This window comes from Enterococcus ureilyticus (assembly GCF_001730315.1).
GTDB classification, from domain to species: Bacteria; Bacillota; Bacilli; order Lactobacillales; family Enterococcaceae; genus Enterococcus_L; species Enterococcus_L ureilyticus.
In genome coordinates this window covers 79,540-102,384 of sequence record NZ_MIKC01000002.1, presented here as the reverse complement: position 1 = coordinate 102,384, position 22,845 = coordinate 79,540, and the positions used below count along the sequence as shown (strand labels likewise).

Sequence of the window (22,845 nt, the reverse complement as noted above, 5' to 3'; positions counted from 1 at the left end):
CCAAAACGATTTTCATGTCTTGATTGCTATTCTACTGTTTGCCAAGTACGATATTCATCAAAATAATCTGCTTCTTTTTTTGCCTGTGCCACGATCCGTTGCGGATAATTCAACACCTGCAAAAGCTGAATGGCATTTCTCGTAGTTGATGGTCCTTGCCTTAGACGGTAATCAAATGATACACCTTGTTCTTTTGTCACCTGCTCTTGAAAATGGACATTATCACAAGATTCTTTTAAGATTTCTGTCAGTTCAATGTCATGGGTAGCAACAAAAGCCAACGACGGATAATCTGCTAACCAATGAACCATACTAGATGATGCGGCGATTCGTTCGATCGTATTCGTACCCTTTAGTATTTCATCAATAAAACATAAACACGGAACTCTTGTTTCAGCTAAATCAAGGACTCGTTTAACTGATTTGATTTCTGCAACAAAATAGCTATCGCCTTCAAAAATGTCATCTTCAACTGCCATTGATGTCAAAATATGTGCAAACGGCAATTGAAACTTGGTCGCTAACGCGGTGTGGATCGTCGCAGAAAGAATACAGCTGATCGCTACACTTTTAACATAGGTAGACTTGCCAGAAGCATTCGAACCAGTTACTAGGGTATTTTTTGTCCAGTTCACTTCATTTGGCACAGGAGAGGCTAATAATGGATGATAAACTTCTTCCCCCTTTACTTGAATGCCTTTTGAAAATACAGGTTGGCTTGTATCTGGCATGACTTTACGAAAATTCAAAACTGCTGCTGCAACTTCCAATTCTCCAAGTAAACGCCACATTTCTTTTGCTTGAGTTTCATAATTGGTTAATTTTTCCAGAACAAAGTTATATGAAATAAAGGGCAGCATGAAGATCATCGCAAAATAATCAAACATCATTTCAGCCTCACTGTTAGACTTTATTCGAAAGGAAATACCAAATTTAGTCATTGATGCCAACGGCTTAAGGTTGTTTGCCAACTCTTCTTGAAAAGGTGTTTTCACTTTAGCTAATTTCTTTGCACATACAACCGTTTGGACTAAATACCCCATACAGATCAGCTCACGTTGTAATTTTTCCTTTTTTATTTGGTAATAAATCACATTGAATAAAATCGAGCCTAACAATAGGACAATCGATACGGTATTCGGAAATAACAGTAATAAAGCGACGGCGGCAATCGGTAGACTCCCACAAAACAAGTAGAGTTTTGTATTTGGCAGCACTTGGTTTCTAGTTTCACTTAAATAGCTTTCAACATTATTCTTATCTTGTTTCCCTAAACAGGCAAACTGAAATTGAATCGCTTCTCTAATCTGAGGATTTTGCTCATAATACTCAATCAATGTTTCCAAACGGTCATGACTATCTTCTGAGAAGTTAAAATTGCGTAAACGCTGATACAGTGCTTCTGAGCCTACACTTGAATAGGTTGCATTGATTCTTTCAAACAGAGTAAATCCGTCTAGATCATACCAAGTGATCTCATCGACTTCACTATCATACTTTCGATATTTTTTAGCTGTATACCACGCATCCCTCAAGCTTTCCTCTTTATCAAAAAAACGTGTATTAGGAAATGTTCCCCACTTACTTTTGACCATTGCTCGTAATTTTAAGCGATTATAAATTTCCATTACACTGATAATCAATATAATCAGCCCCACAAAACCAAGTACGATCCATTGAGCATTCATTCAATAACCTCCTTTTTAAGGCTAGTATATGTTTTTATCGATTCATATACAAGGACAAATGGATAGCAACTAAAAGAAGTTGAACCGGAAACTCTAAGAGTTATAGTTCAACTTCTTCTATTTACTTATAATTCGTGATACTCTCGATTCATACTGGTATATTCATCCAAATGCCATTCTGTCTCTTGATTTGCTTCGTTTGGTTCTATTTTCATCGGTTTAATATACTGAGTTGAGCTCAGCATATGAGAAATCGTCTCATCCTGCATTTTTATAATATGTTTCAAACGAATCTTCTCTAATTTCAAATCCGTGATTTCTTCTTGCTGTACTTCTTTTTTTCCTAATAAACTCCGTAAAAATTGTTTATCTCTGACAATCACTAATGTTAAAACAACAATCACAACAACAAAAAAATAGAGAACGATTAATAAGTTACGATCCATCCTTTTCATTCCTCCTAACATTTCATCCCTATGTTACCATGTTAGAGAACAATATTTTCTCATTTTTTTAGCTAAAACAATCATTTTTATGTATATTTTTGAGAAAAACAACTATATAGCTATTATTTTTTTATCATTAAAGAGAAATTTAAAGTAAATAATTGTGATCAAATGTTACTTCAACTAAATAATCCCCAATATTTCGATATACTTGTTCTTGAATGCGAATCTTTAGTTCCTGGTCTGTTGCTTTAAAATGGTTTGGAACAACCAAATCAAATAAAATACGAGGCTGACTGCCATGATCTACTAAGCGTATATCGTGGGCTTTTAATTCACTATTGATCCCTTTGATGATTCTTTTCAGCTCTTGGTGAATAAACTGTTGTCTTTGATCATGTAAGTTCACAGGATCGATGTGACAAACAAGATCAACCCCCAACGCTTCTTTAAATTTCTTTTCGATATCATCCGTCTTTTCATGGGCTTGAGTCAGATTCCAGCGGTCATCGATTTCAATATGAACAGAGGCAAATGTTTTATTGGGTCCATATTGATGGATCAGTAAATCATGATACCCTACGATTTCTGGTACTAAGGATAGATATCGTTTCATTTCATCTATCGCTGCTTGATCAGGTCTAAGCCCCATCAACTCGTTGACAAACTCTCGAATCAATTGTAAACCACTAAAAATAATGTAACACGCTATCAATAGCCCTACAAAGCCATCAATTTTCAAGCCAGTCAAGCCTTCTACTGTCGCTGAAACGAGTACAGCCATCGTCGTAAATACGTCATTTAAACTATCTTTAGCCGTTGCAACTAATGTATTAGAATCAATTTTTTTGGCTACTCGTTGATAAAAAATACTTTGCCAAACTTTGATGAGAATCGACAATACTAACACAATCAGAATTACTGGTGTTACTTTGATACTTTGAGGATCTCGGATTCGTTCAATCGATGTCATAAAAAATTGAAACCCAACAAAGGTAATCAATAACGAAACTAACATACCGCTGATATATTCAAAACGTTCATGACCGTATGGATGTTCTTTATCTGCTGGTTTCCCTGAAATATAAAAACCGACGAGCGTTAGCACAGAAGAAACCGTATCCGACAAATTATTCATTGCATCAGCCATAATCGACACACTGCCAGAAATTAGTCCAATCAACAATTTTCCAACAAAAAGCAGCAAGTTAGATAGTAACCCTACGATCCCCGCAAAAATCCCAAAAGCTGTTCGAGTATCTGAATTTTTTGGTTGGCTTTTTTCAAAGCGCTCTATTAAAAATTTTATCATCGTGATCCCTACCTCATTTTTAGCATATCTTAAGACTATAAAATGATTTCAGCCATTTGTATAGTTAAATGCTGTTTTTTTTAGTGAGTTTTTATTGTTTAGAATCCCCCTAATTGATCAATTGGATGTCTTTGTTTTTTTATTAGGGACACCTTGAAAGATAACAAATAAGGAAAAAAACTTGAATCACTCCCATTATAGGCTTGATTCAAGCTTTCACCAGCAGTTATTTCTTATTTTTAATGGAAAATATGACTTTCATGCGAAACGTTCTCTAACTTCTTCGTTTTTTCTTCAACATAAGGATATAAGAGAATGCCCAACACACAAAACACAATTGAAATTCCTAGTAAAATGAGAATCGCCTTCCAAGCATTCGGCCAATAAATACCTCCTGCTGATTCCCTTAATAGATTTACCGCATGGGTAAATGGTAAAAATGGATTAATAAACTGGAAGAATTTGCCGGAAACCTGAATTGGATAGTTTCCGCCACCTCCTGAGATTGAAAGTACCAGGATAATGATCGCAGCCCCTTTTCCGACATTGCCAAATAGTGCCACTAGTACATAGACCATCATCATAAACGCAAAGGCGATCAACAAAGCAAATAATACACTATATACTGGTTGTCTAACATCTACTCCTAACAAGAAATAATTTCCTAACGTCACAATCAACGCTTGCGCTAGTCCCATTACTAAAAAGGTTAACATCCTCGCAGAAAATTGTTCCCGTTTTGAATAGTTGCCGCGGTCTTTTTCATCTAAATAAAAATCAGTTGTTGCCACACTTGAAAATAACACGGCACCAACCCATAAACAAAGAGCTGTGTAAAATGGTGTACTAGCTGAGCCATTATTAGCAATTGGGTAAATTTTATTTTCTTTCACTTCAACTGGTTTAGCAAAGAAGTCACTTTCAGCGTTAGCATCCAGTTTAAGCAACTTTATCACTTGTCCAAGGTCAACATCCTTCTCCCCATTTCGGATCGCTTCTGCGGCTTTATGGACACCTGTCTTGATATTTGGCCAGTCATTTTGAACTAAGTCATTTGCTTTGTTCAAGGCAGACTCTAAATCCGGCATTTTGTCATTGACTGTTTTTAAAGTACCAGTGATATTTTCTTTGATCCCTGGGTAATCATTTTGAATAAAATCAGCAGCTAAGCCAAGTTTTTCTTCGATGACAGGCAATTCATTGTTGTAAAGTTCTGCACCTTTGTTAATGCCATTTACGATCGTGTCCATATGACCATTCAGTAAAACATTGGCATCATGCACTTCTTGTTTGATTGCAGGTAATTCTGCTTGGTATTTTTCTAAGATGCTGATTGCATTAGAAACAGTTGCTTGTGTTGAATTTAATAATGTAGCAAAATCGATTTGTTTAGCTTTGTCGAGCAAGCCTTGAGCGCTGGAAATCGTAGTGATGAGCTTTGTTAAAATGTTATTTACATCTGTTGCAACTGCATCTACATTGATACTGCCAGCAATCCCAGCGATATTGTTGGCCATGTTTTCAATTTCTCCTAATACAGCTTTCAACTGATCCACTGAAATCCCATCAGCATCAATACTATCCACTCGATTTTTTAGCCCTGCAATCAACGTACTAAGATTATTTAAATTATCAATGATTGGTTGAAGTTCTTGATTACCAGAAGAATTTTGAATACTTGTCAGCATTTCAGCCAATTGATCAATTGCTGCTTGCTGCTTCCCTAAGCTGTCGCTAAATTGTTGCAACATTTTCTTCAGCGTTTCACGTTCTTCTGGTGTCAATTCATTATCAGTCAATAATTGCTCGATTTGACCAGCAATTGCGGATACATTTGATCCAATTGTTTGAACTGACTCTAGCGTTACTTTGATACTGCTTGTAATGCTTGGTAACGCCTCTTGTAATTTTACTGCTCCTTCACTGGTTGCAGTCGCTAATTGATCTGCTTGCTCTCCAAGTTTTTCAATATCTGGCAAAGCCGTTTGAACTTGTTGGATAATGGTCAAACCTTGTTTAGCTTCTTCGATTCCTTCCGTCATTGTTTGTTCAACTGAAGCAAAATCTTCGTCAATCATCGCTAATTGTTTCCCAGCATTTTGAATTTCTGGGATTTTCTCCTGTAAGGTCAAAATAACTTTAGCTTGTTCTTTGATTGTTGGCATCTTGTCGTTTAAATCAACTAGCTTTGTTCCTAAAGCATCAACTTGAGGCAAATACTCCGCAAATTCATTGGCTTTCGCTAGCTTTGTTTTCAACTCAGGCATTTTCCCATGAAGCGCAACAACTTCTTGCATATATTTATCGATTTGACCAATATTTTCATCTGTCGAAAGGATCATATCCTTCACTTTCGTTATACTAACCAGATTAGAATCTAAATTATAGCCAATATCATTAAATACATGAACCAAAGTACCACTTGCTGTTTTAGTGAACTCATCTGTGATTTGCGCTTGTAATGAGGTTGCACCTTTTTCAGCGATTTTTGGTGCGATCGCATTGATCTTTTCATTGATTGAATAGTCAATTTTAGGCTTTTTAATATCCCCTGTAGTAAAGCTTAATAGGTCTTTTGAGAAATCTTTTGGCAGATAGATACCGGCATAATACTTTCCTGATTTTACCCCTTTGTCTAATTCTTGTTTTGAATCAACAAAACGCCAACCTAATTGTTTATTTTTATGAAGATTTTTTAATACTTCTTTTCCAATATCGACTTCTTTATCCTTGAATGTCACAGCTTGGTCGTCACTGTAGACTGCAATCGGCAATTCTCCTGTATTTGCATAAGGATCCCACAAGGCTTTGATATTGAACCATGCATAAAGTGATGGAATAATCATCAGTGCAATAATCAAAAATGTAGCGATCGGGTTTTTAAAAATACGTTGCCAATCTAATTTAAATAACTTTAATGTGTTCTTTATATGTTTCATCCTGCTCACCCACTCTTTTTAATGACTGATTTACTTTAGCATAATTTTTTTATCAATAACAAATGAAAAAAACTATTTTTGTCCATTTCTACGACAGGTTTCTTGAATTGTCGTAGAGAATTCAAGTCTATTGTTATTTATGAACCATTCATATCCATTTTCTTCACGTTCAATGGGACATTTCTTATTTTATGACACCTAAAAAAGACAAACTCATCCAAATGAATCAGCTTGCCTTTATTTTTTTGCTATAGTTTTGCTGAGAACTCTGATACTACTTTTTTCACTTCATTTACTGAATCAGGCTCTAGATAAGAAAGTGCTCTGGGAACCACACCCATAAGATACATCTTATCGAGCTTATCCGTTGATTTTCTTTCCAGCAATTCTGCTAGTAAATGTTTCATGTCTTCTTGATGATCTGCTTTTGTACGATCTAAGATGAAGTCATAAAAATTTTTTTCTGCTGCTTTCATCGGCTATGCCCCTCCTATATTTTTATTTTATTATACGCTTAAATAACAATTAGTAGTAGCAATTCGCTTTTATTACAAAAAACAATAATTATACAAAAAAACAGCATAAACATGTTTGTCTTGCTGCTCTTGCTATTAGAAAAAGTTTAATAACTATTAAAGGGCCAAAGAAATGCTTCACCCCTCTTATACAAAGACAAGATTTTTATACCCTATACTTCTCAATCAAAAATTCATATGCAGCACGGCTAATAATTCCCATTGGTTGGTTGATTCCTGGGTTAAAATAAAAGTCCATAGTGACTAACTCTTCTAGTGTGGTTTCTTTGTCAATTGCTAAAGATAACGTGTTGATCGATTGCGTAATATCCTTTTCAGACATCAATTGTCCGCCAATCAAGTTATGCGTACCTTTTTCGAAAACCAGTTTGATATGCACCTCTTCCTGCAATTTAAGATAAGGCAACTGACTTGGTAATGTTAAAAAGATACTTTCAACTTCGATTCCTTCAAACTTTGCTTCTACTTCGGTTAACCCTGTAGTAGCAATATAGTTGTTGAAAATTTTAGTGGCCGTTGTCTTTTGCGTCATATTGTACTTCATCGGATGCCCTAAAACGTTCATAGCAGCAACGGTCGCACTTCGAACAACATTATTCACTAAAGGGATGAACGACTTACGATAGCTATTGCGGACAGGATAAGAAATCACATCTCCTAAAGCGAAAATATTTGGATCACTTGTCTGCATATGTTCATTGACTCGAATTGTTCCATTAGCATTTAAGTCTAAAAATTCTTTCACTAATGTCGTATCAGGACGAGCATTTACGGCCACAATAACATAATCGTTTCTGATTTCTTCATTCGTGGTTTGGGTGATAAAACTCTCTTCTTCTATATCTGAAAAACCAATAACACTTTCGTTTAAATGAAGTTTTACACCTGAATCAACGATTTTTTGTTCAATGAGTGATGACAGTTCCTTATCCAAATAACGGAAAAGAACAGATCCTGCACTTTCTATCAGGTGGATTTCTTTGCCTTTTTCTTTCAAAGCATCACACAATTCCACTCCGATATATCCGCCACCAATAATCGAGATTGATCTTGCCTGTTCCAATTTTCTCAATACTTCCACTGAACTGGAGTAACTTTTGAAAACGGTCACTTTATCTTTACTTGGTAGTGTCAGATTAGTTGAAAATTGGTTTGAACCTGTTGCGAGAATTAGCTTGTCATAACTTACTTTACAAGTTTTTTTAGCATCATCCTCATAGATAATAGTGCTTTTTTCCGGCTGTATCGTAGTAACCATTGTATTAAGTAAAACAACTATGCCTTTTTTACTCAATTCTTCTGCTGTAAGATATCTCACATTATCCAGCTCATCAACCATTTGATTCATTCTCAATATGATCCCGCTTGAAACGAAGCTAAGCTCACTTCTTTTTTCAATTAGAACAACCTCAGTTTGAGGATCTAATTTCTTTAACGTTAATGCCGCTTGAAGTCCACCGTGTGAGGCTCCGATAATTACTACTTTCACTAAGGTTCTTCTCCCTTCAATCAAATAAGTCATTTTTATAACTATATAAATATAATTTAAAAGTAACAATCTAGTTCATTATATATAAAAAAATGATTTTTTTAAATAATTATAGAGACTAATTTCTTTTTATAAGTTGCGTATTGCCATTTTCTCATGAATCAAGTATCCTTTAAGTGAGGTGTCTATTATGCTAAAACGAGATTTTTTAGAAAAGCCCTTCGATTATATGAATGATATCTTATTATTTTTATACAACAATCAAGGCAAGGCGACAAAAAATGAGCTAGTTAGTGAATTTCAAATTAGCTTACCGACTTTAAATGAATATTTGTCTTTCCTGCAAAGTTTTCTTGAAGAGAATCAAGTAAATGAGCAAGTTGAACTAACGTTAAAAGGTGAAAATATTACTTTAAAAAAGCAACCGACTTTTCCCTTGAAGAACGTTGTTGTACTTTTTCTCGAAAAGTCGATAAAATTTCAAATGGTGAACCAGTTATTCTCTAAAGGTGAACTGACTTGCGACTATTTTCAATTGAATTATGCGATAAGCTCTGCGACTTATTATCGAAAGATCACCGAATTAAACGATCTTTTAAAAGAATTTCGCCTACAAATCAAACGTGGAAAGTTGATCGGAGAAGAAAAACAGATTCGCTATTTCTTTTTTAGTTTCTTTTGGTTTCTATTTGAGGATAAAACCAGTTTAGAAAAAGAAACCGCTAATCAATATCTTGGCTTTGTAGATATATTAAGGGAGTCTCTCAATGTAGTCTTTGATCCTACTGAAGTCTTGCAAATAAAATTATGGATGAAAATATCCTTTAGACGACTGGCTACTGAATATAATCCTGTTATCAGCCCTAACTATGATTATCCTGATCGACCGCTCTTTGAAGAAATTAATTTGTCCTTACATACATATATGAAAAAGATCGACCGTCCATATACTATTTATGAAGCATACATGTTTTATGACTTCTTTTGTTCCATGCATAATTTTTCGCCTAATTCATCTTTTGCCTTTAGGTTGGCAGAAAAGCAGCGCAGAGAAAGCTCTTATTTAAACTATATGAATAAAGTAATATTAAAATATTTAAAACAGCAAGGCTATTTGTCCAATTACGCTTCATCTGCACGCTTACTGTATATTGAAAATTTATTGTTTCAGCTACATTCTCAGCTTTATTATTTTGATGGATTTATCTTGCCCTTTGATAGTTGGACCATCAAATCGATCGTCAATGCTCACCGTCATCCATTTTCTGGTAATGAAGTTTTTGAACTGATGGACATTGCGACCAAAAAATTTGATCAAGATGGTGAAAAAGGAAGCTATAAAAATAAATTCACTGAAATCCACTACACTATCATCCTAAATCATATTGCTGAATTAAATGAAGAAAAAATTGCGATCGGTGTCTATCATTCACTGAATCCTTTTATTGGTGAATTAGTTATTCAGCATTTGACCAATGTTTTAGGTCACAAATACCCAATCAAAGCTGAAGCTTTTAAAGAAGACAGTCATTATGACATACTTCTTTCTAACATATACAATGAAGTGATTTCTGAAAAACAAGAATTAGTTTATATATTCTCAGATATTGGTAATAGTTATGACATGACTGAAATCGAAAAACAGATTATTCAGTTAATCGATACAAGATAGTGCCAAACTTGTTGGTTACATCACTAATTGAAATTATAACAGAGAACGCTCTCTTTATGTTCTCTGTTTTCTTTGTATATATTAAATTTAGTGAGAATAACCATAATTATAGATTAACATAGATTCCGCTATAATTTGTTTTTATTTTTTAAAATATAATAAAAAATAATGATCAGTGAATCGATTTATAAAAATAAAAAAAACGATAAATTTATCGTTTTTTTATTTTATCCATCCAATATTATTAAACGGTGCAAACCGGAAGGATACAACACCCTCAATAGCTTGACCATCAACTAAACCAAATGCTCTACTATCACTGGAATTATTTCGATTATCCCCCAATACAAAATAATGACCTTTAGGGATTTTTTTCAGCTGTGACATTTGAGCTAGACTGTCTTCTGATATATTCACTTTGATTGTCCCATCTGGTAATTCATTTGCAGCAGATAATTCAGATGCTTTTGGTAAAGAGTCTGCTTGATGATTGATAAATAAATCATTACCCTCTGTCCATACTAAATCCCCAGGCATCCCTATGATTCGTTTCACATATTGAAACTCGCTTTTTACAGGTGGGCTAAATGTTATGACCTCATATCTTTTAGGCTCTTTTGTCCGACGAACAATCACTCGATCCCCATCTAATAAAGTAGGTTTCATTGAATCCCCATCAACCATGTGAGGGGAAGTATTCAGAATAAAGAAAAATACAAAAACTGCAAATAATACGATAGGTAGCATGAATTTGATGATTTCAGTGATATTCTCTTTTCTTTTTTTCTTTTTTCTTTTCTCAAATTCTTCTTTCGTTAATTTTTTCTTTTTGCGCTTTTTATTGGTTGAAGCAGCTTTTTGAATTCGTTCTTCTCTAGGTCTCGATTTAACTCTCGGCTCTTCTCTTATTATTTCTGCTCGTTCTCTAGGTTTTGGACGCTTCTTTTTAGTGCCAGCGTGCGGGCGCTTTCGATTCTTATTTTTTGACTTTCTATTTTTATTAAACTTACGTTCTAATTGTCTTTTTAGTCGTTCAAAACGTATTCTTAGTTCATCCATGATACACCTCAATCATACCAATTAATACTCTTAATTAAGGATAACAGAGTGTTGCTGTTTTTTCCATATATAAAACCCCGCTAATTAAGAGAAGTACTGCAATAGGTCTCCCTATGTAAAAAAATAAGTGGAGCAAAACTCTAAAAGTTTTGCTCCACCCCCTAAACTCATAATCAATCGAATACTAATTCCTGTCCCTCAACAATAACACTACTACTAAGCTGATTTTTATTCATTAATGTTTGAATTGATAACCCTGAATCTTGAGCAATTTCCCATAATGTCTGACCAGCCTTTATCACATAAACTTCTTTAGGCACTTCGTTATTCTTATCTTCAGAAGCAACATCACTGCTTAAATTGCTTTCTTGTTGTGTTTGAGCTGCCTGTGGTATTGAAGCAGATGTAGGGGCTTCGCTATCATCTGTTGTTACAGGTGCAGATACTGTACCCCCACCACCAGCTGATGCGCCTAAAATCAATGAATCAGACATAAAGTAAACAACAGTACTAAACAATATTGCAGAAGAAATCAACAGTATGCGGTATTTTTTATTGATTTGTTTTTTCATATTGTTCTTCCCCTCATTCGTTTTCTAATGGTTTAGTTTCCAGTTTTATCTAAACGTGATAATTTGCTTAAACGTTCTTCCAATTCACGGTAAATCGTCATTACTTCATTTTTAGATTCTTCTACTTCATTTGAAATATTTTTCGCACGGTTTCCTATGTTCAACATTTCAAGTTCTGCTGAGTTGATCATGTGTTTTGATTCAACTTGCGCTTCACTAATAATACGATTTGCTTCCTTCTTAGCAGAAACCATTACTTCACCGATCTCTTGTTGTGATTTCAACGCTTCTTCTTGTAAGGATTGGTTTTTCAACAACAAGTCATTGATTTGTTGTTTTGCTTGTAATAATTCAGCTAGCTGATTCCCTGTTGCTTCTCCTGTAGTAGACAAGCTACGCATTGTTTCTAATTCAGCATTTAAGTTTTCTAGCTCTTCTTCTTTTTCTTTGTAGCTATTTCTTAATCCTGCTAATTCAGATTCGAAAACATTTTTTTGAATAGAATATTTATCATTTAGACCTTGGATGCGACCAAGACTTGCTTCTAGTTCACTCTTATCTTTAAGAACTGTTTCTAATTCTTTTTTCAATTCTTCAACACGACTGTTATCAACAGACACATCACTATTTGTTGATAAAGTGGTCTCTTTGTCTTTTAATTCTTGGTTTTCTTGTTGTAAGCGGTGCATTTGTTCTTGAAGATCAGCAAGTTTTTGTGTTAACTCTTGATTTTCTTTATTAGTAGTTTGAAGTTTTTCATTCAATGATTCTAATTCCATCTTCACCGTCTCCAATGCTTCTTGTTTTTCTCCGATTGTTCCTCGGGCAGCTAACTCTGTTTGTAATTGTTGGATTTCTTTTTCTTTTTCAGAAATTTGGATTTCTAAGGCTTTATCTTTTTCAACAAGTGCAGTTTCTAAGTAGGCAATTTGTTCTTGTCCACTAGTATTTTCTTTTTTCAGTACTTCGATTTCCGCTTTCAAACGATTGATTTCTTCAGCAGAATCGTCTGACTCAAGCCCATCTTCTAATTCAAAGATCTCAGTTTCTTTTTGGTTGAGCTGTGTTGCTAGTTCATCATTCTTTTCTTTCATCTGTTCAAGTTCATTTTGGTTACTCTCAACTTTGATCACTAATTGTTTATTTTGTTGAGATAAACGAAAGTTCTCTTCTTTGTTTTTCTCAAATTCAGATTCTTGTAATCTATATTCTTCGATCAATTCTCTTAAACGAGTGATCTCTTGTTCTTGTTCAGCTAATAAATTACTATTGTTCGTAGTTGTTACAGTAGCTGGTCGTTGTGGTTCTTCCGAATTAAAATCTACATCCTGCGTTAATTCTTCCTCGGAAACTTCGTTAATTTTCTTAATTAACCGTCTCTTTGCCATGTGTTTACACCCCGTCTTTTATTTCTATCTTCCATTATTTATCTAGTTTTACTTTTTCTAAGTTACTGTCTTTCGCCTCTCTTGTGAAAACGAACGACTGTTTAGAGAGTTTGTTGGTTTTATCTCGATATGTAAAGTTAAAATCGATCATTGTGATTTCTTTTACTGGCTGTAACTCTTTGATAAATGCCTCAATGTTTTTTTCAGCAGTCTGGAAATCATTAAAGCTTAAGGCCGTAGGAAAAACTGATACTGTCAACGTTCCCGTTTTTTGACTGATCATGATCGCGACATTCGCTTCTCCAAAAAAGGGCTGCCAATCTCTTATCAGTAGAAGTTCGTAGTTGTCTAGCGCTTGGGCATCTCGACTTTCTACAATTTTCTTCCAAGGAAATTCAGCTAACTTTAGCGTGTTTTCTTTATAGCTCTCAATTTCAGCACCAGAAGCTGTTCCTCTGGCGTCCTTGATCTCTTCTATCTTGAATTCTAACTCTTTATTATCTTTTCTTAAAGTATCTTGATTATACAGTATCCCAAAAAGGATTAAACAAAAAATAATTGCTGCAATCATCAAAAATAATAATGATCGATTATTCTCTTGATACTTATAAAAATTGATCTTGCGTTTCATTTTTGGACTATCAGAATCTAAGCTCTCCAGTTGGAATCGAACATACAACTGATAACTGAAAAAAAGAAACAGTATTACTACTAATACAAACATGAAAATCGTCATCAAATATAAACTCCTTTATCCCTTAATAAAAAAACACTAAATATATCTACTTTTTTGAAAGTTATTCACTTTCTACCCAATTATACATAGTTTATTGTAACATTACGTTGCGCTATTGCCAACTTTTTTTTATAAACGCAACTAAAAGTCAATAAAAACAGCAGGGTACGTGATAAATTTTAGTGTTTTTTTACTAATTCAGTGAACGAATGTTGTTTCTATAGGTCTAATTTTCAGTTTTATTCTATTGATAAGAGTGGTTTTATTATTAAGTGTTAAATAATTAATAATAACAAGATCTAAGTAATTAACACAGTGTTCCTGTTTCCATTTCGTATTACGTCGTCTCAAACAATTATCCTAATAGGAATACAACTGGATATGTCTTATGTTTTCCAGCCAAATGTCCGATACTTTTAACGATATGTACCAAGATTCTCTTCTTCTAGTTCTGCTTCCAAAATTCCTACGCTGACACCTAACGCACGATCGACCGCTTCCATGATATCTATTCCCAAATGACAAACCTTTTCTTTTAAACGGATCTTATCAATGGTGCGGATTTGTTCTAGTAAAATGACTGAATCTCGTTCGATTCCAGTTTCTTCAGAATTGATGCCGATATGTGTAGGTAATTTGGGTTTAGCCATTTTTGCTGTGATTGCGGCTACAATAATGGTTGGACTAAAATGATTTCCTAAATTATTTTGTATGACGAGTACTGGTCGCACTCCCCCTTGTTCTGATCCTACAACAGGGGATAAGTCTGCAAAATATATGTCACCCCTTTTGACCATTTGAAGCCTCCTATTCTATTTATACTCCCTTGGCATACGTTCAGAAAATGTACATGCCACTTCATAGTGGATTGTTTCTAGTTTGTCTGCCACCATTTGCAATGTGATATTTGCTCCATGGTCGTGTCCTATCAATGTGACAGTTGTCCCTACATTCGTTTTTCTCGGCAAGCGAATCATACATTGATCCATGCAGATTCTGCCAACAATTTCACATTTTTCACCATTAACTAATACTGAAAACCCTTGTAGATGACGGAGCCAGCCGTCTGCATACCCGATTGGGACAGTACCGATCCATTCATTTTTTGTAGTCGTATACGTATTTCCATAACCAATTCCTTCATTCACTGCTAGTTCTTTCACTTGAATCAGCTTTGACACTAAACTCAAGGCTGGTTTTAATGGATAAATTTCGGGTAATGCATGTCCCGATGGATTCAGTCCATACATTGCTATACCAAATCGAATCATATTTCCCGCATTATTAGGATGCCAAAGTGCAGTTGCACTATTACTTACATGTACATATTGGGGTAACTCTGAAAGAACAGATAAAATTTCTTGGAAACGCTCTGATTGTTTTTCAAAGTAACTCGTATTTTTTTCATCTGCTGTAGAAAAGTGCGTGAACAAGCCTTCCCAAGCGATTACTTGCGTTGACTGAATTAATTCAATTGTTTGTTTTACAGCAATTGGTGTAGTAAAACCAATACGCCCCATACCTGTATCGACTTTTATATGTATTTTTAATGGTGCTTGTGTTTTTATCTGATTCAATTGATCAATTGCTTGTACTAACCATTCTTGAGTTGCTACCGTGACGGATAGATCATATTTTAGCAACAGGTCTATGTAAGAAACATCTACAACACTTAAAATCAGTATTGGCTCTGTAATGCCAGCTTCTCTTAGTTCGATGGCCTCATCTAGGATTGCGACACAAAAGCCCGTAGCACCTCCTTCAATCGCTGCTTGAGCCGTTTGTACAGCTCCGTGTCCATATCCGTTTGCTTTGACTACAGCAAATAGCTCTGTACCTTGCGGCATTCGTTTGACTTCATTTGAAACATTTTCTTTGATCGCTTGTGTATCGATCACTAACTTTGTGGGACGATGCCATCCTACAGCCATATATGTCCTTCTTTCTTTTACGGTCGGATCAGAAACAGCCGAATCATTTGCTTATACAGTTCCTCGTGGGAATACAGCCCATGATCGTTGATCAATCGCTTTTATCTCGACCGGTATTCAAATTTAGTAGCTAATCAACCAACTTCCAAGATGATTTGAGCAACCGCAGAGGTTTCTGTGTGGGAAATGGATACAAATACATTTCCTTTATGAGGTGATTTTGTGACTTTCGGCGCTCCACTTTGTTCTTTTAAGATTTCAATATCGTGTAATCCGACACTTCCAATCCCTGTCCCCCAGGCTTTTGAGAAAGCTTCTTTACAAGCAAAACGGCCTGCTAAAAACTCGACCTGACGTTTGTGAGGTAATCTTTGAAAAAGTTCATATTCATTACTCGTCAGAACTCGCTGAACAAAAGAAGATTTATTTTCGATGATTTTTTCGATTCTTGAAAGCTCAACCATATCTATACCAATTCCTTTTATCATTCTTTCAAGCCCTCTTTTTTTATTTTATAAATTACTCTTATTCTATCAAATTTTAGCAATTTTTCCACATAATAATGGAAAAAATTAATAAAAAGCTTTATGTGTTGATAACACTCGGTTTTAAGGAGCGAAAAAAGGGGTAGAAATACAGTTTATCTCTTCTTTATTGCATCCTTTTACTAAAAAGGAAAAAGAGTGGAACAAAGTCTAAGCTTTGTTCCACTCTTTTAAAATCCAATAAGTCATACATTGGAAATAGTTATTTCTTATTTCCAACTGTTATTGATTTATTAATTTGAGTTATCTCTAATAACAAAGCTACGTTTTTTGTCGTTATGACGTTTGGCCGAACGATTATCTTTGCTCTTATTGTAGCCGCCGCCATTTCCACTGCTGCTACCACCTGTGCTTTTGTTATTTTTATTGCCACGATAGCCACCGCCACCATTTTTATTACGGTTACGGCTGTTACCACCGCCACCACCACGATTATTTTTGTTGAAGCCTTTTTTCGTAGATGGTAATGGACGTTCTGGTGTAATTTTTACTGGTACAGCATCTGATGGGTCTTTAGAAATAGTTTTTAGTAGTAATGCTGCTAAATCTTCAGCAGAATATTTTTCCAAAAGATTTTTAGCAGATGGCAAGTAATTTTCTAGACCATTTTCAGCTAATTTTTCTTCGACTGTTTCAATTGCTGCACCCAATTGTCCTTTAAATGCTTCTTGTTCATTTGGTGGACGTAGTGGGGTCATACGCTTTTTCGTTAATTCCTCAATGACATGTAGGTAACCCATTTCATTTGGTGTAACGAATGTCACTGACATTCCGCCTTTTCCGGCACGACCAGTACGGCCGATACGGTGAACATAGCTTTCTGGATCTTGCGGGATATCGTAGTTGTAAACGTGTGTGACACCAGAAATGTCTAATCCACGAGCTGCAACGTCTGTTGCTACTAAGATGTCCAAATTACCACTCTTAAATGAACGTAATACGCTCATACGTTTTTGTTGTGACAAGTCTCCATGAATACCTTCTGCTTTGTAGCCACGTGCTTCTAATCCACGTGCTAATTCATCTACACGACGTTTTGTACGACCAAAGACAATTGTTAGCTCTGGTGTTTGAACATCTAGTAAGCGTGTCATTACATCGAATTTTTCGAAGTCTTTTGAACGCACATAATATTGATCGATCAAATCAGCAGTCATTTCTTTTGCTTTGATTTTTACGTGTTCTGGTTCTTTCATGAATTTCACGCCGATATTTTTGATTGCTGGCGGCATTGTTGCTGAAAATAGTAATGTTTGACGTTTTGCTGGAATTTTAGAGATGATTTTTTCGATATCCTCTAAGAATCCCATGTTCAACATTTCATCTGCTTCATCCAAAACCAATGTTTCGATCGTATCTAACTTCAAGGTGCGACGATTGATATGATCCAATAAACGACCTGGTGTTCCGACAACCACATGTGGGTTTTCTTTTAGTCCGCGAATTTGACGGCCAATATCTGCGCCACCATAGACTGCTTGAACACGGATTTTTTTGTCACGACCTAAACGGTACAATTCTTCTTGTGTTTGGATCGCTAATTCACGAGTTGGTGCAATAACGATTCCTTGTACAACACGGTTTGCTGTATCGATTTTTTGCAACATCGGTAAGCCAAAAGCAGCTGTTTTACCAGTACCTGTTTGTGCTTGTCCGATAACGTCTTTTCCTTCTAATGCTAGAGGGATCGTTTCCTCTTGGATTGGTGTTGCTTCTTCAAATCCTGAGCGTTCGATTGCTGCCAATAAGTCTGTTTCTAAGCCTAGTTCTTTAAATTTCAAATGATATCCTCCTAATAATGTTTGTTGCAGAAGAAATTTTTTCTTCTAAAATTGGTGTTACAGGTGATTTGACTTTCACTAATTTTGAAAATGTTCATGGAGTCTGTAAACCTTCAACATAGGTCTAGTTTATTTTCTCATTAGTGTTACCGAAAAATCCACCTTATGAAGCTACAGGCACTAGAAAAGCCAAACGAGTTCGTTCAGCTTTTTTAATCTTTATATGATAGAAAAGTATCTTCAATAGGTACTTTCGTTTTATCTACTTCGATCTTTCGGCAATAGGTTATTTTAGCATATATTTATATTTTCAGCAAGTTTTATGAAAGCTTGCTAACTTTCTAGAAGGGAATTAACGACCTCACTTAAACCCATTCCGTTGCTGGCTTTTAAAACAACCGTATCTTTTGGTTCTAAAATTGATTTTAATGTGCTTGTTAATTGATCCTTTTCTTCTTTGTGGAAATAGTGGATTTTGTTTTCTTGATACTTTTTCACTAATTCTTCGTACAGGACCTGCATTTGCTCACCATAGAGGACAACTTCTGTTATTTCAGCCGGATTTAGATGTTCCTCCACAGATGCATGCATTGCAGCTGAGTCTGGCCCTAATTCAAGCATATCTCCTAGAACCGCTATTCGTTTTCCCTTTGTTGGCATTTGACTAAAGCTATCTAAGACCAAATTCATAGCAGTTGGATTCGCATTGTAAACATCACTTAGAATTTCGATTCCCGTCTTGCTTTTTAGCCACTGTGTTCGGTTTTTAGTTAACTGAAACTTGGCTAAGCCCGCTTGGATTTTTTCTTCTGATAGCTGAAACCATTGACCAATGCTAATCGCAATCAAAGCGTTCCCCACATTATACTTTCCAGGAACAGGAATGGTATATAAAATAGGTGAGCCATTGATTTTAAAAGAAGTATATTCTTTTTGCGCTTCAATGATCTCTGCTTGACAATCAGCTTTCCCAAACCCAAATGTTTTAATTGTTTGCGTTAATCCTTTTGTCAGAGGAGATAGCAGTGGTTCCTCTGCCGGAATAATCAATAATCCCTTAGCAGCCAGCCCAGACGTAATTTCCATTTTTGCTTTGGCAATCCCTTCTCTCGATCCAAGATTTTCAATGTGCGCCTCACCGATCATGGTAATCGCAGCTACATCAGGTTGAGCTAATCTTGATAAAAAATCGATCTCATCAGCATGATCCATCCCCATTTCTAAAATCAATTGCTCCGTTTTATCAGGCATCTGTAAAATAGTGTACGGCAAGCCGATATCATTATTATAATTTCCTTGGGTTTTATAAGTTTGAAATTGTTGCGCTAAGACCGCTTCTGTCATATCTTTCGTTGTTGTTTTGCCATTGCTTCCTGTGATGGCAACGACTGTCGGCGCCATTTTTTTTAAATAATAAATAGCTAAATCTTGCATTGCTCTTAGAGTATCTGCTACCTGTAAAACTGGCAATTGATCTGGGGCAGATTCTGAAGTACTCCAAAATGATGCACCTGCACCTTTATCTATAGCATTCTTTATAAATGAATGCCCATCATTTTCACCTTTTAGCGGAATAAAAAGATTGCCTTTGGTAATTATTCTGCTATCAAATTCCAGACCTGTCAAATCAAAATCGTTCCACTTCTTCCAGTCATTTGTGGCGTTGACTGCTTTTGCCGCTTCCCAGAAAGTTAATTGCATCGTTTTCTCTCCTTTTAAATCAGAAATGATTTGTCTAGTTCACTATAAAAGGGCTGAAACAAAACTCACTGCGTTTTGCTTCCTCCCTTTTTGTGGTTTATCTTTCGTAAAAACTTTGTCTTTGTTTGAAGCGATTTAATGCTAACTGAATTAATTCTTCGATCAAATCACTATACTTTAAGCCCATATTTTCCCATAGTAATGGGTACATACTAAATTCTGTGAAACCAGGCATCGTGTTCAGTTCATTTAAGAATAACTCATTTTTACTAGTCAAAAAGAAATCGCAGCGACTTAGTCCACTGCCGTCTAAAATAGTGTACGCTTTTTTTGCAAATTCTCGCGCTTTTTGATGAACTTCATCAGGCACTTCAGCTGGAATTTTCATCGTGATTTGATTATCGATATATTTTGAATTGTAATCATAGAATTCAACATCTTTGACGATTTCACCCGGTAATGTTGTCCGAACATCCTCATTACCTAAAATTGCCACTTCGATTTCGCGTGCTTCGATTCCTTGTTCTACAATTGCTCTTGAATCGTAACGATACGCTTCTTCCAATGCATTTTGCAACTCTTCACGATTTTCAGCTTTACTGATCCCCACACTTGAGCCCATGTTAGCAGGTTTAACAAATACCGGATAAATCAATGAACCCTCGCATTGTTCAAAGACTTTTCTAGGATTTTCTTTCCAGTCACTTCTCAATACAGGTACAAATGGCACTTGCGGGATGCCAGCTGTTTGCAATAAATACTTGGTCATGATTTTATCCATCGCATTGGCACTTGCAAGCACACCAGCTCCAACATAAGGTAATCCTAATGTGTCTAGGAACCCTTGGATCGTCCCGTCTTCCCCATTAGGTCCATGTAATACAGGAAAAACAATCGTATCTTCTTCTTTGATTTCACAAGGCATGATTACGCGACCTGTGAACTCACCCCACTTATCTGTCTCACCATCTTCTGACCAAGTTAGCTTGAGGATCTCTTTACTTGTAGGTTTTTCTGATAAAAGAGGTCCTTTAACCCACTGCCCATCTTTACTAATAAAAACTAACTGAACTTGATAGTAATTATAATAAATCGCATTTAAAACGGAATAGGCAGACAATATCGAAACATCATGCTCCTCACTTCTTCCACCATATAACAAAGTTATCTTCAAATGCTTTTCCTCCTAATTTTTAAAGCTAAACGAAAGGTTTAGTTCCTAAGCCACTCACGCTGATCTCTTGTTTCTAATTGCTAGGAGAACTTATCGTCAAGCTAAATCATTTTCTTGTATTTATGGTTCTATCTAAAAAAAGATTTCAAAATTGCTCTTTCATATTTTAGCATAAAACCATTCCTCGGAATAGAAACAAATAGCGAATTCAATCAAAAAGTTTTTTGCTTGTCATACAAATAAAAGGCGCTCTTATTCCCATATAGAGCTAGAATGAAAATGAAACTGTTCTTACTTCTTCTGTTCAATCAGCTCAACAAGCGTCTTTTTGAATTTATCGCGATCGGCTTGTGTAAAAGCTTTTGGTCCTTTCGTATGTCCGCCACTTTTACGAACTTTCGCACTAAAATACCGTTGTTCCAGCAATCCATCAATATTTCCGCCTGTATACTCATACCCTAACTGATGTAACACGCGCACACCCTTTGGCAACACCAATGAAGCCAAGCCATAATCTTGCGTCACCAAAATATCACCTTGTCTAATCAATTGAACAATTTTATAATCTGCTGCATCTGCGCCTTTATCAACATAAACAAAAGAAACATTCTCAGGATATTCTTTCAGAGAGTAATGGTCAATACTTGTCACAATCACAACTGCGATCGAATAACTTAATGCTATTTCGATCGTAGTTTCTTTCACTGGTGAACCATCACCATCAATAAAAATTTTCATAGTCGCACCTTTCAATGATTATCGCTCATTTTAATTTAAATACCACGCAGGATGGCGTTTTAAAAAGAATGATACTTCCGAAAAAACCGCTTCTCTCACGATTTTATATAGCTCGGGATTTCTGATTTTCTTTTTAATTGCCCCAGTGTATCTTGGCCGTTTGACTTTGATTGAAAGAACCATATCAAAACGTTCAGAAAAATTATCTACTGTGAGGTATTTCAAACGATTCGTTTCTTCCAAAAATTGATTAATTCCATCCACCGTTCCTTGAATAAATCCATCCAGATGCGTACCGCCATCAGCTGGTAGGTGTCCATTAACAAAGCTATCTTTAATACTCGTAGAGCCATTTTTTGAAATAACTGCTTGAATTGTGACACCTTCACTGATCGTATTAATGATCAACGGCTGCCCGCTACGCGTGATGCTATCATCTTTTTGAAAAATATAGTCAACAAGTCCTTGCTTGTAATGAAAATAATTTTTTTGTTTTTTTCCATCAGTCAACGAAATCGTCAATCCGCTGTGTAGCATCGCCAATTCCTGACAACGATTCAGTAAAACAAAATAAGATAACGGTGCGTGACCAAATAAACTTGCATCAGGCGTGAATGCCAATTCGATTCTTTGCCCTTCATCTTCTGAAGGAATCAACGCTTTTTTATTCAACAGTCCATGTTGATAAATTTGGATCGTTCGTTTTCCTGATTTTTCTACACCAAAGCCCAATTGCTCCGATAGTGCATTAACAACAGAAAGAAAAAGATACGGTGGTGTATACTGTTCTTTTGGAATTTCATCTAGAAGTAAGCCTTTTTTACTGAAAAAAGAAAAAATAAATTGTTGATCTGATAGTTCGATTGAAAGCTCTTCCTGCTTTAGATCAACTGCTAATTGCAGTAAATGATCCAGCACTTGTAAGACCATACTTTCTAAGCCAGTGGGACCAATTCCACCAATGTACATACCTGGTCGTTTGCGAATACTATCTTTCAAAACATTATCGTCTAGTGCTTTCCAAATATTTTCATCGGTCATGTCGATCTCCTCCTGTAAACAGACTGTTCTATATAAATGCAACGAATAATAATAGCCACTGACCCTTAGCATACCAATTTATCTTAACTACGTAAAT

Annotated in this window: 19 protein-coding genes; 1 reads left to right on the top strand and 18 read right to left on the bottom strand. The window is 35.6% G+C overall.

The features are described 5' to 3' along the window. Positions 1-26 precede the first annotated feature (26 nt). The 6 genes from BCR24_RS02190 to BCR24_RS02165 all read right to left on the bottom strand — a co-directional run bounded on the left by BCR24_RS02190 (position 27) and on the right by BCR24_RS02165 (position 8,410). Positions 27-1,688: a MutS-related protein gene (locus BCR24_RS02190; protein ID WP_069638929.1), complete on the bottom strand. Its 1,662-nt coding sequence runs from the start codon at positions 1,686-1,688 to the stop codon at positions 27-29. 125 nt (positions 1,689-1,813) lie between these two features. Further along, on the bottom strand, positions 1,814-2,134 hold the full coding sequence (locus BCR24_RS02185) for a hypothetical protein (RefSeq protein WP_069638928.1): 321 nt from the start codon (positions 2,132-2,134) through the stop codon (positions 1,814-1,816). A gap of 148 nt (positions 2,135-2,282) precedes the next feature. After that, positions 2,283-3,446, bottom strand: a complete 1,164-nt coding sequence (locus tag BCR24_RS02180) for a cation diffusion facilitator family transporter (RefSeq protein WP_069638927.1) — start codon at positions 3,444-3,446, stop codon at positions 2,283-2,285. 239 nt (positions 3,447-3,685) lie between these two features. Then, positions 3,686-6,385 (bottom strand): YhgE/Pip domain-containing protein, encoded by a 2,700-nt coding sequence (locus BCR24_RS02175; protein WP_069638926.1) that lies wholly within the window; start codon positions 6,383-6,385, stop codon positions 3,686-3,688. A gap of 248 nt (positions 6,386-6,633) precedes the next feature. Next, positions 6,634-6,861: a hypothetical protein gene (locus BCR24_RS02170; protein WP_069638925.1), complete on the bottom strand. Its 228-nt coding sequence runs from the start codon at positions 6,859-6,861 to the stop codon at positions 6,634-6,636. Positions 6,862-7,066: 205 nt separating this feature from the next. Beyond that, the gene (locus tag BCR24_RS02165) at positions 7,067-8,410 is read right to left on the bottom strand and encodes an FAD-dependent oxidoreductase (RefSeq protein ID WP_069638924.1); all 1,344 of its coding nucleotides are present in this window, start codon (positions 8,408-8,410) and stop codon (positions 7,067-7,069) included. A 190-nt stretch (positions 8,411-8,600) separates the two neighbouring features. Here BCR24_RS02165 and BCR24_RS02160 point away from each other — a divergent pair, with 190 nt between their 5' ends. After that, positions 8,601-10,082: an AcpB/EbpR/MafR family transcriptional regulator gene (locus BCR24_RS02160; protein ID WP_069638923.1), complete on the top strand. Its 1,482-nt coding sequence runs from the start codon at positions 8,601-8,603 to the stop codon at positions 10,080-10,082. A gap of 222 nt (positions 10,083-10,304) precedes the next feature. Here the strand turns inward: BCR24_RS02160 and lepB are convergent, their stop codons facing one another. The 12 genes from lepB to BCR24_RS02100 form a co-directional block, all read right to left on the bottom strand. Then, on the bottom strand, positions 10,305-11,141 hold the full coding sequence (gene lepB / locus BCR24_RS02155) for a signal peptidase I (RefSeq protein ID WP_083244277.1): 837 nt from the start codon (positions 11,139-11,141) through the stop codon (positions 10,305-10,307). Positions 11,142-11,314: 173 nt separating this feature from the next. Further along, complete coding sequence (locus tag BCR24_RS02150) at positions 11,315-11,713, bottom strand: LysM peptidoglycan-binding domain-containing protein (protein WP_069638922.1); 399 nt, start codon at positions 11,711-11,713, stop codon at positions 11,315-11,317. A gap of 32 nt (positions 11,714-11,745) precedes the next feature. Next, the gene (locus BCR24_RS02145; RefSeq protein ID WP_069638921.1) at positions 11,746-13,101 is read right to left on the bottom strand and encodes a hypothetical protein; all 1,356 of its coding nucleotides are present in this window, start codon (positions 13,099-13,101) and stop codon (positions 11,746-11,748) included. A 34-nt stretch (positions 13,102-13,135) separates the two neighbouring features. After that, positions 13,136-13,837: a hypothetical protein gene (locus tag BCR24_RS02140; protein WP_069638920.1), complete on the bottom strand. Its 702-nt coding sequence runs from the start codon at positions 13,835-13,837 to the stop codon at positions 13,136-13,138. 416 nt (positions 13,838-14,253) lie between these two features. Next, a complete protein-coding gene (locus BCR24_RS02135; RefSeq protein ID WP_069638919.1) occupies positions 14,254-14,634 on the bottom strand; it encodes a type II toxin-antitoxin system PemK/MazF family toxin in 381 nt (126 codons plus the stop codon). Positions 14,635-14,649: 15 nt separating this feature from the next. Then, positions 14,650-15,768 (bottom strand): alanine racemase, encoded by a 1,119-nt coding sequence (gene alr, locus BCR24_RS02130; RefSeq protein ID WP_069638918.1) that lies wholly within the window; start codon positions 15,766-15,768, stop codon positions 14,650-14,652. Positions 15,769-15,902: 134 nt separating this feature from the next. After that, positions 15,903-16,256 carry a holo-ACP synthase gene (acpS, locus tag BCR24_RS02125; RefSeq protein ID WP_069638917.1) on the bottom strand — a complete coding sequence of 118 codons (354 nt, stop codon included), beginning with the start codon at positions 16,254-16,256 and terminating at the stop codon, positions 15,903-15,905. A 290-nt stretch (positions 16,257-16,546) separates the two neighbouring features. Further along, positions 16,547-18,094: a degradosome RNA helicase CshA gene (cshA, locus tag BCR24_RS02120; RefSeq protein WP_069638916.1), complete on the bottom strand. Its 1,548-nt coding sequence runs from the start codon at positions 18,092-18,094 to the stop codon at positions 16,547-16,549. Positions 18,095-18,427: 333 nt separating this feature from the next. Further along, positions 18,428-19,795: a UDP-N-acetylmuramoyl-tripeptide--D-alanyl-D-alanine ligase gene (locus BCR24_RS02115; RefSeq protein WP_069638915.1), complete on the bottom strand. Its 1,368-nt coding sequence runs from the start codon at positions 19,793-19,795 to the stop codon at positions 18,428-18,430. 97 nt (positions 19,796-19,892) lie between these two features. Beyond that, on the bottom strand, positions 19,893-20,969 hold the full coding sequence (locus tag BCR24_RS02110; RefSeq protein WP_069638914.1) for a D-alanine--D-alanine ligase: 1,077 nt from the start codon (positions 20,967-20,969) through the stop codon (positions 19,893-19,895). A 291-nt stretch (positions 20,970-21,260) separates the two neighbouring features. Next, complete coding sequence (locus BCR24_RS02105; protein ID WP_069638973.1) at positions 21,261-21,707, bottom strand: YaiI/YqxD family protein; 447 nt, start codon at positions 21,705-21,707, stop codon at positions 21,261-21,263. Between the two features lie 30 nt (positions 21,708-21,737). Next, the gene (locus BCR24_RS02100; protein WP_069638913.1) at positions 21,738-22,748 is read right to left on the bottom strand and encodes a hypothetical protein; all 1,011 of its coding nucleotides are present in this window, start codon (positions 22,746-22,748) and stop codon (positions 21,738-21,740) included. Positions 22,749-22,845 lie beyond the last annotated feature (97 nt).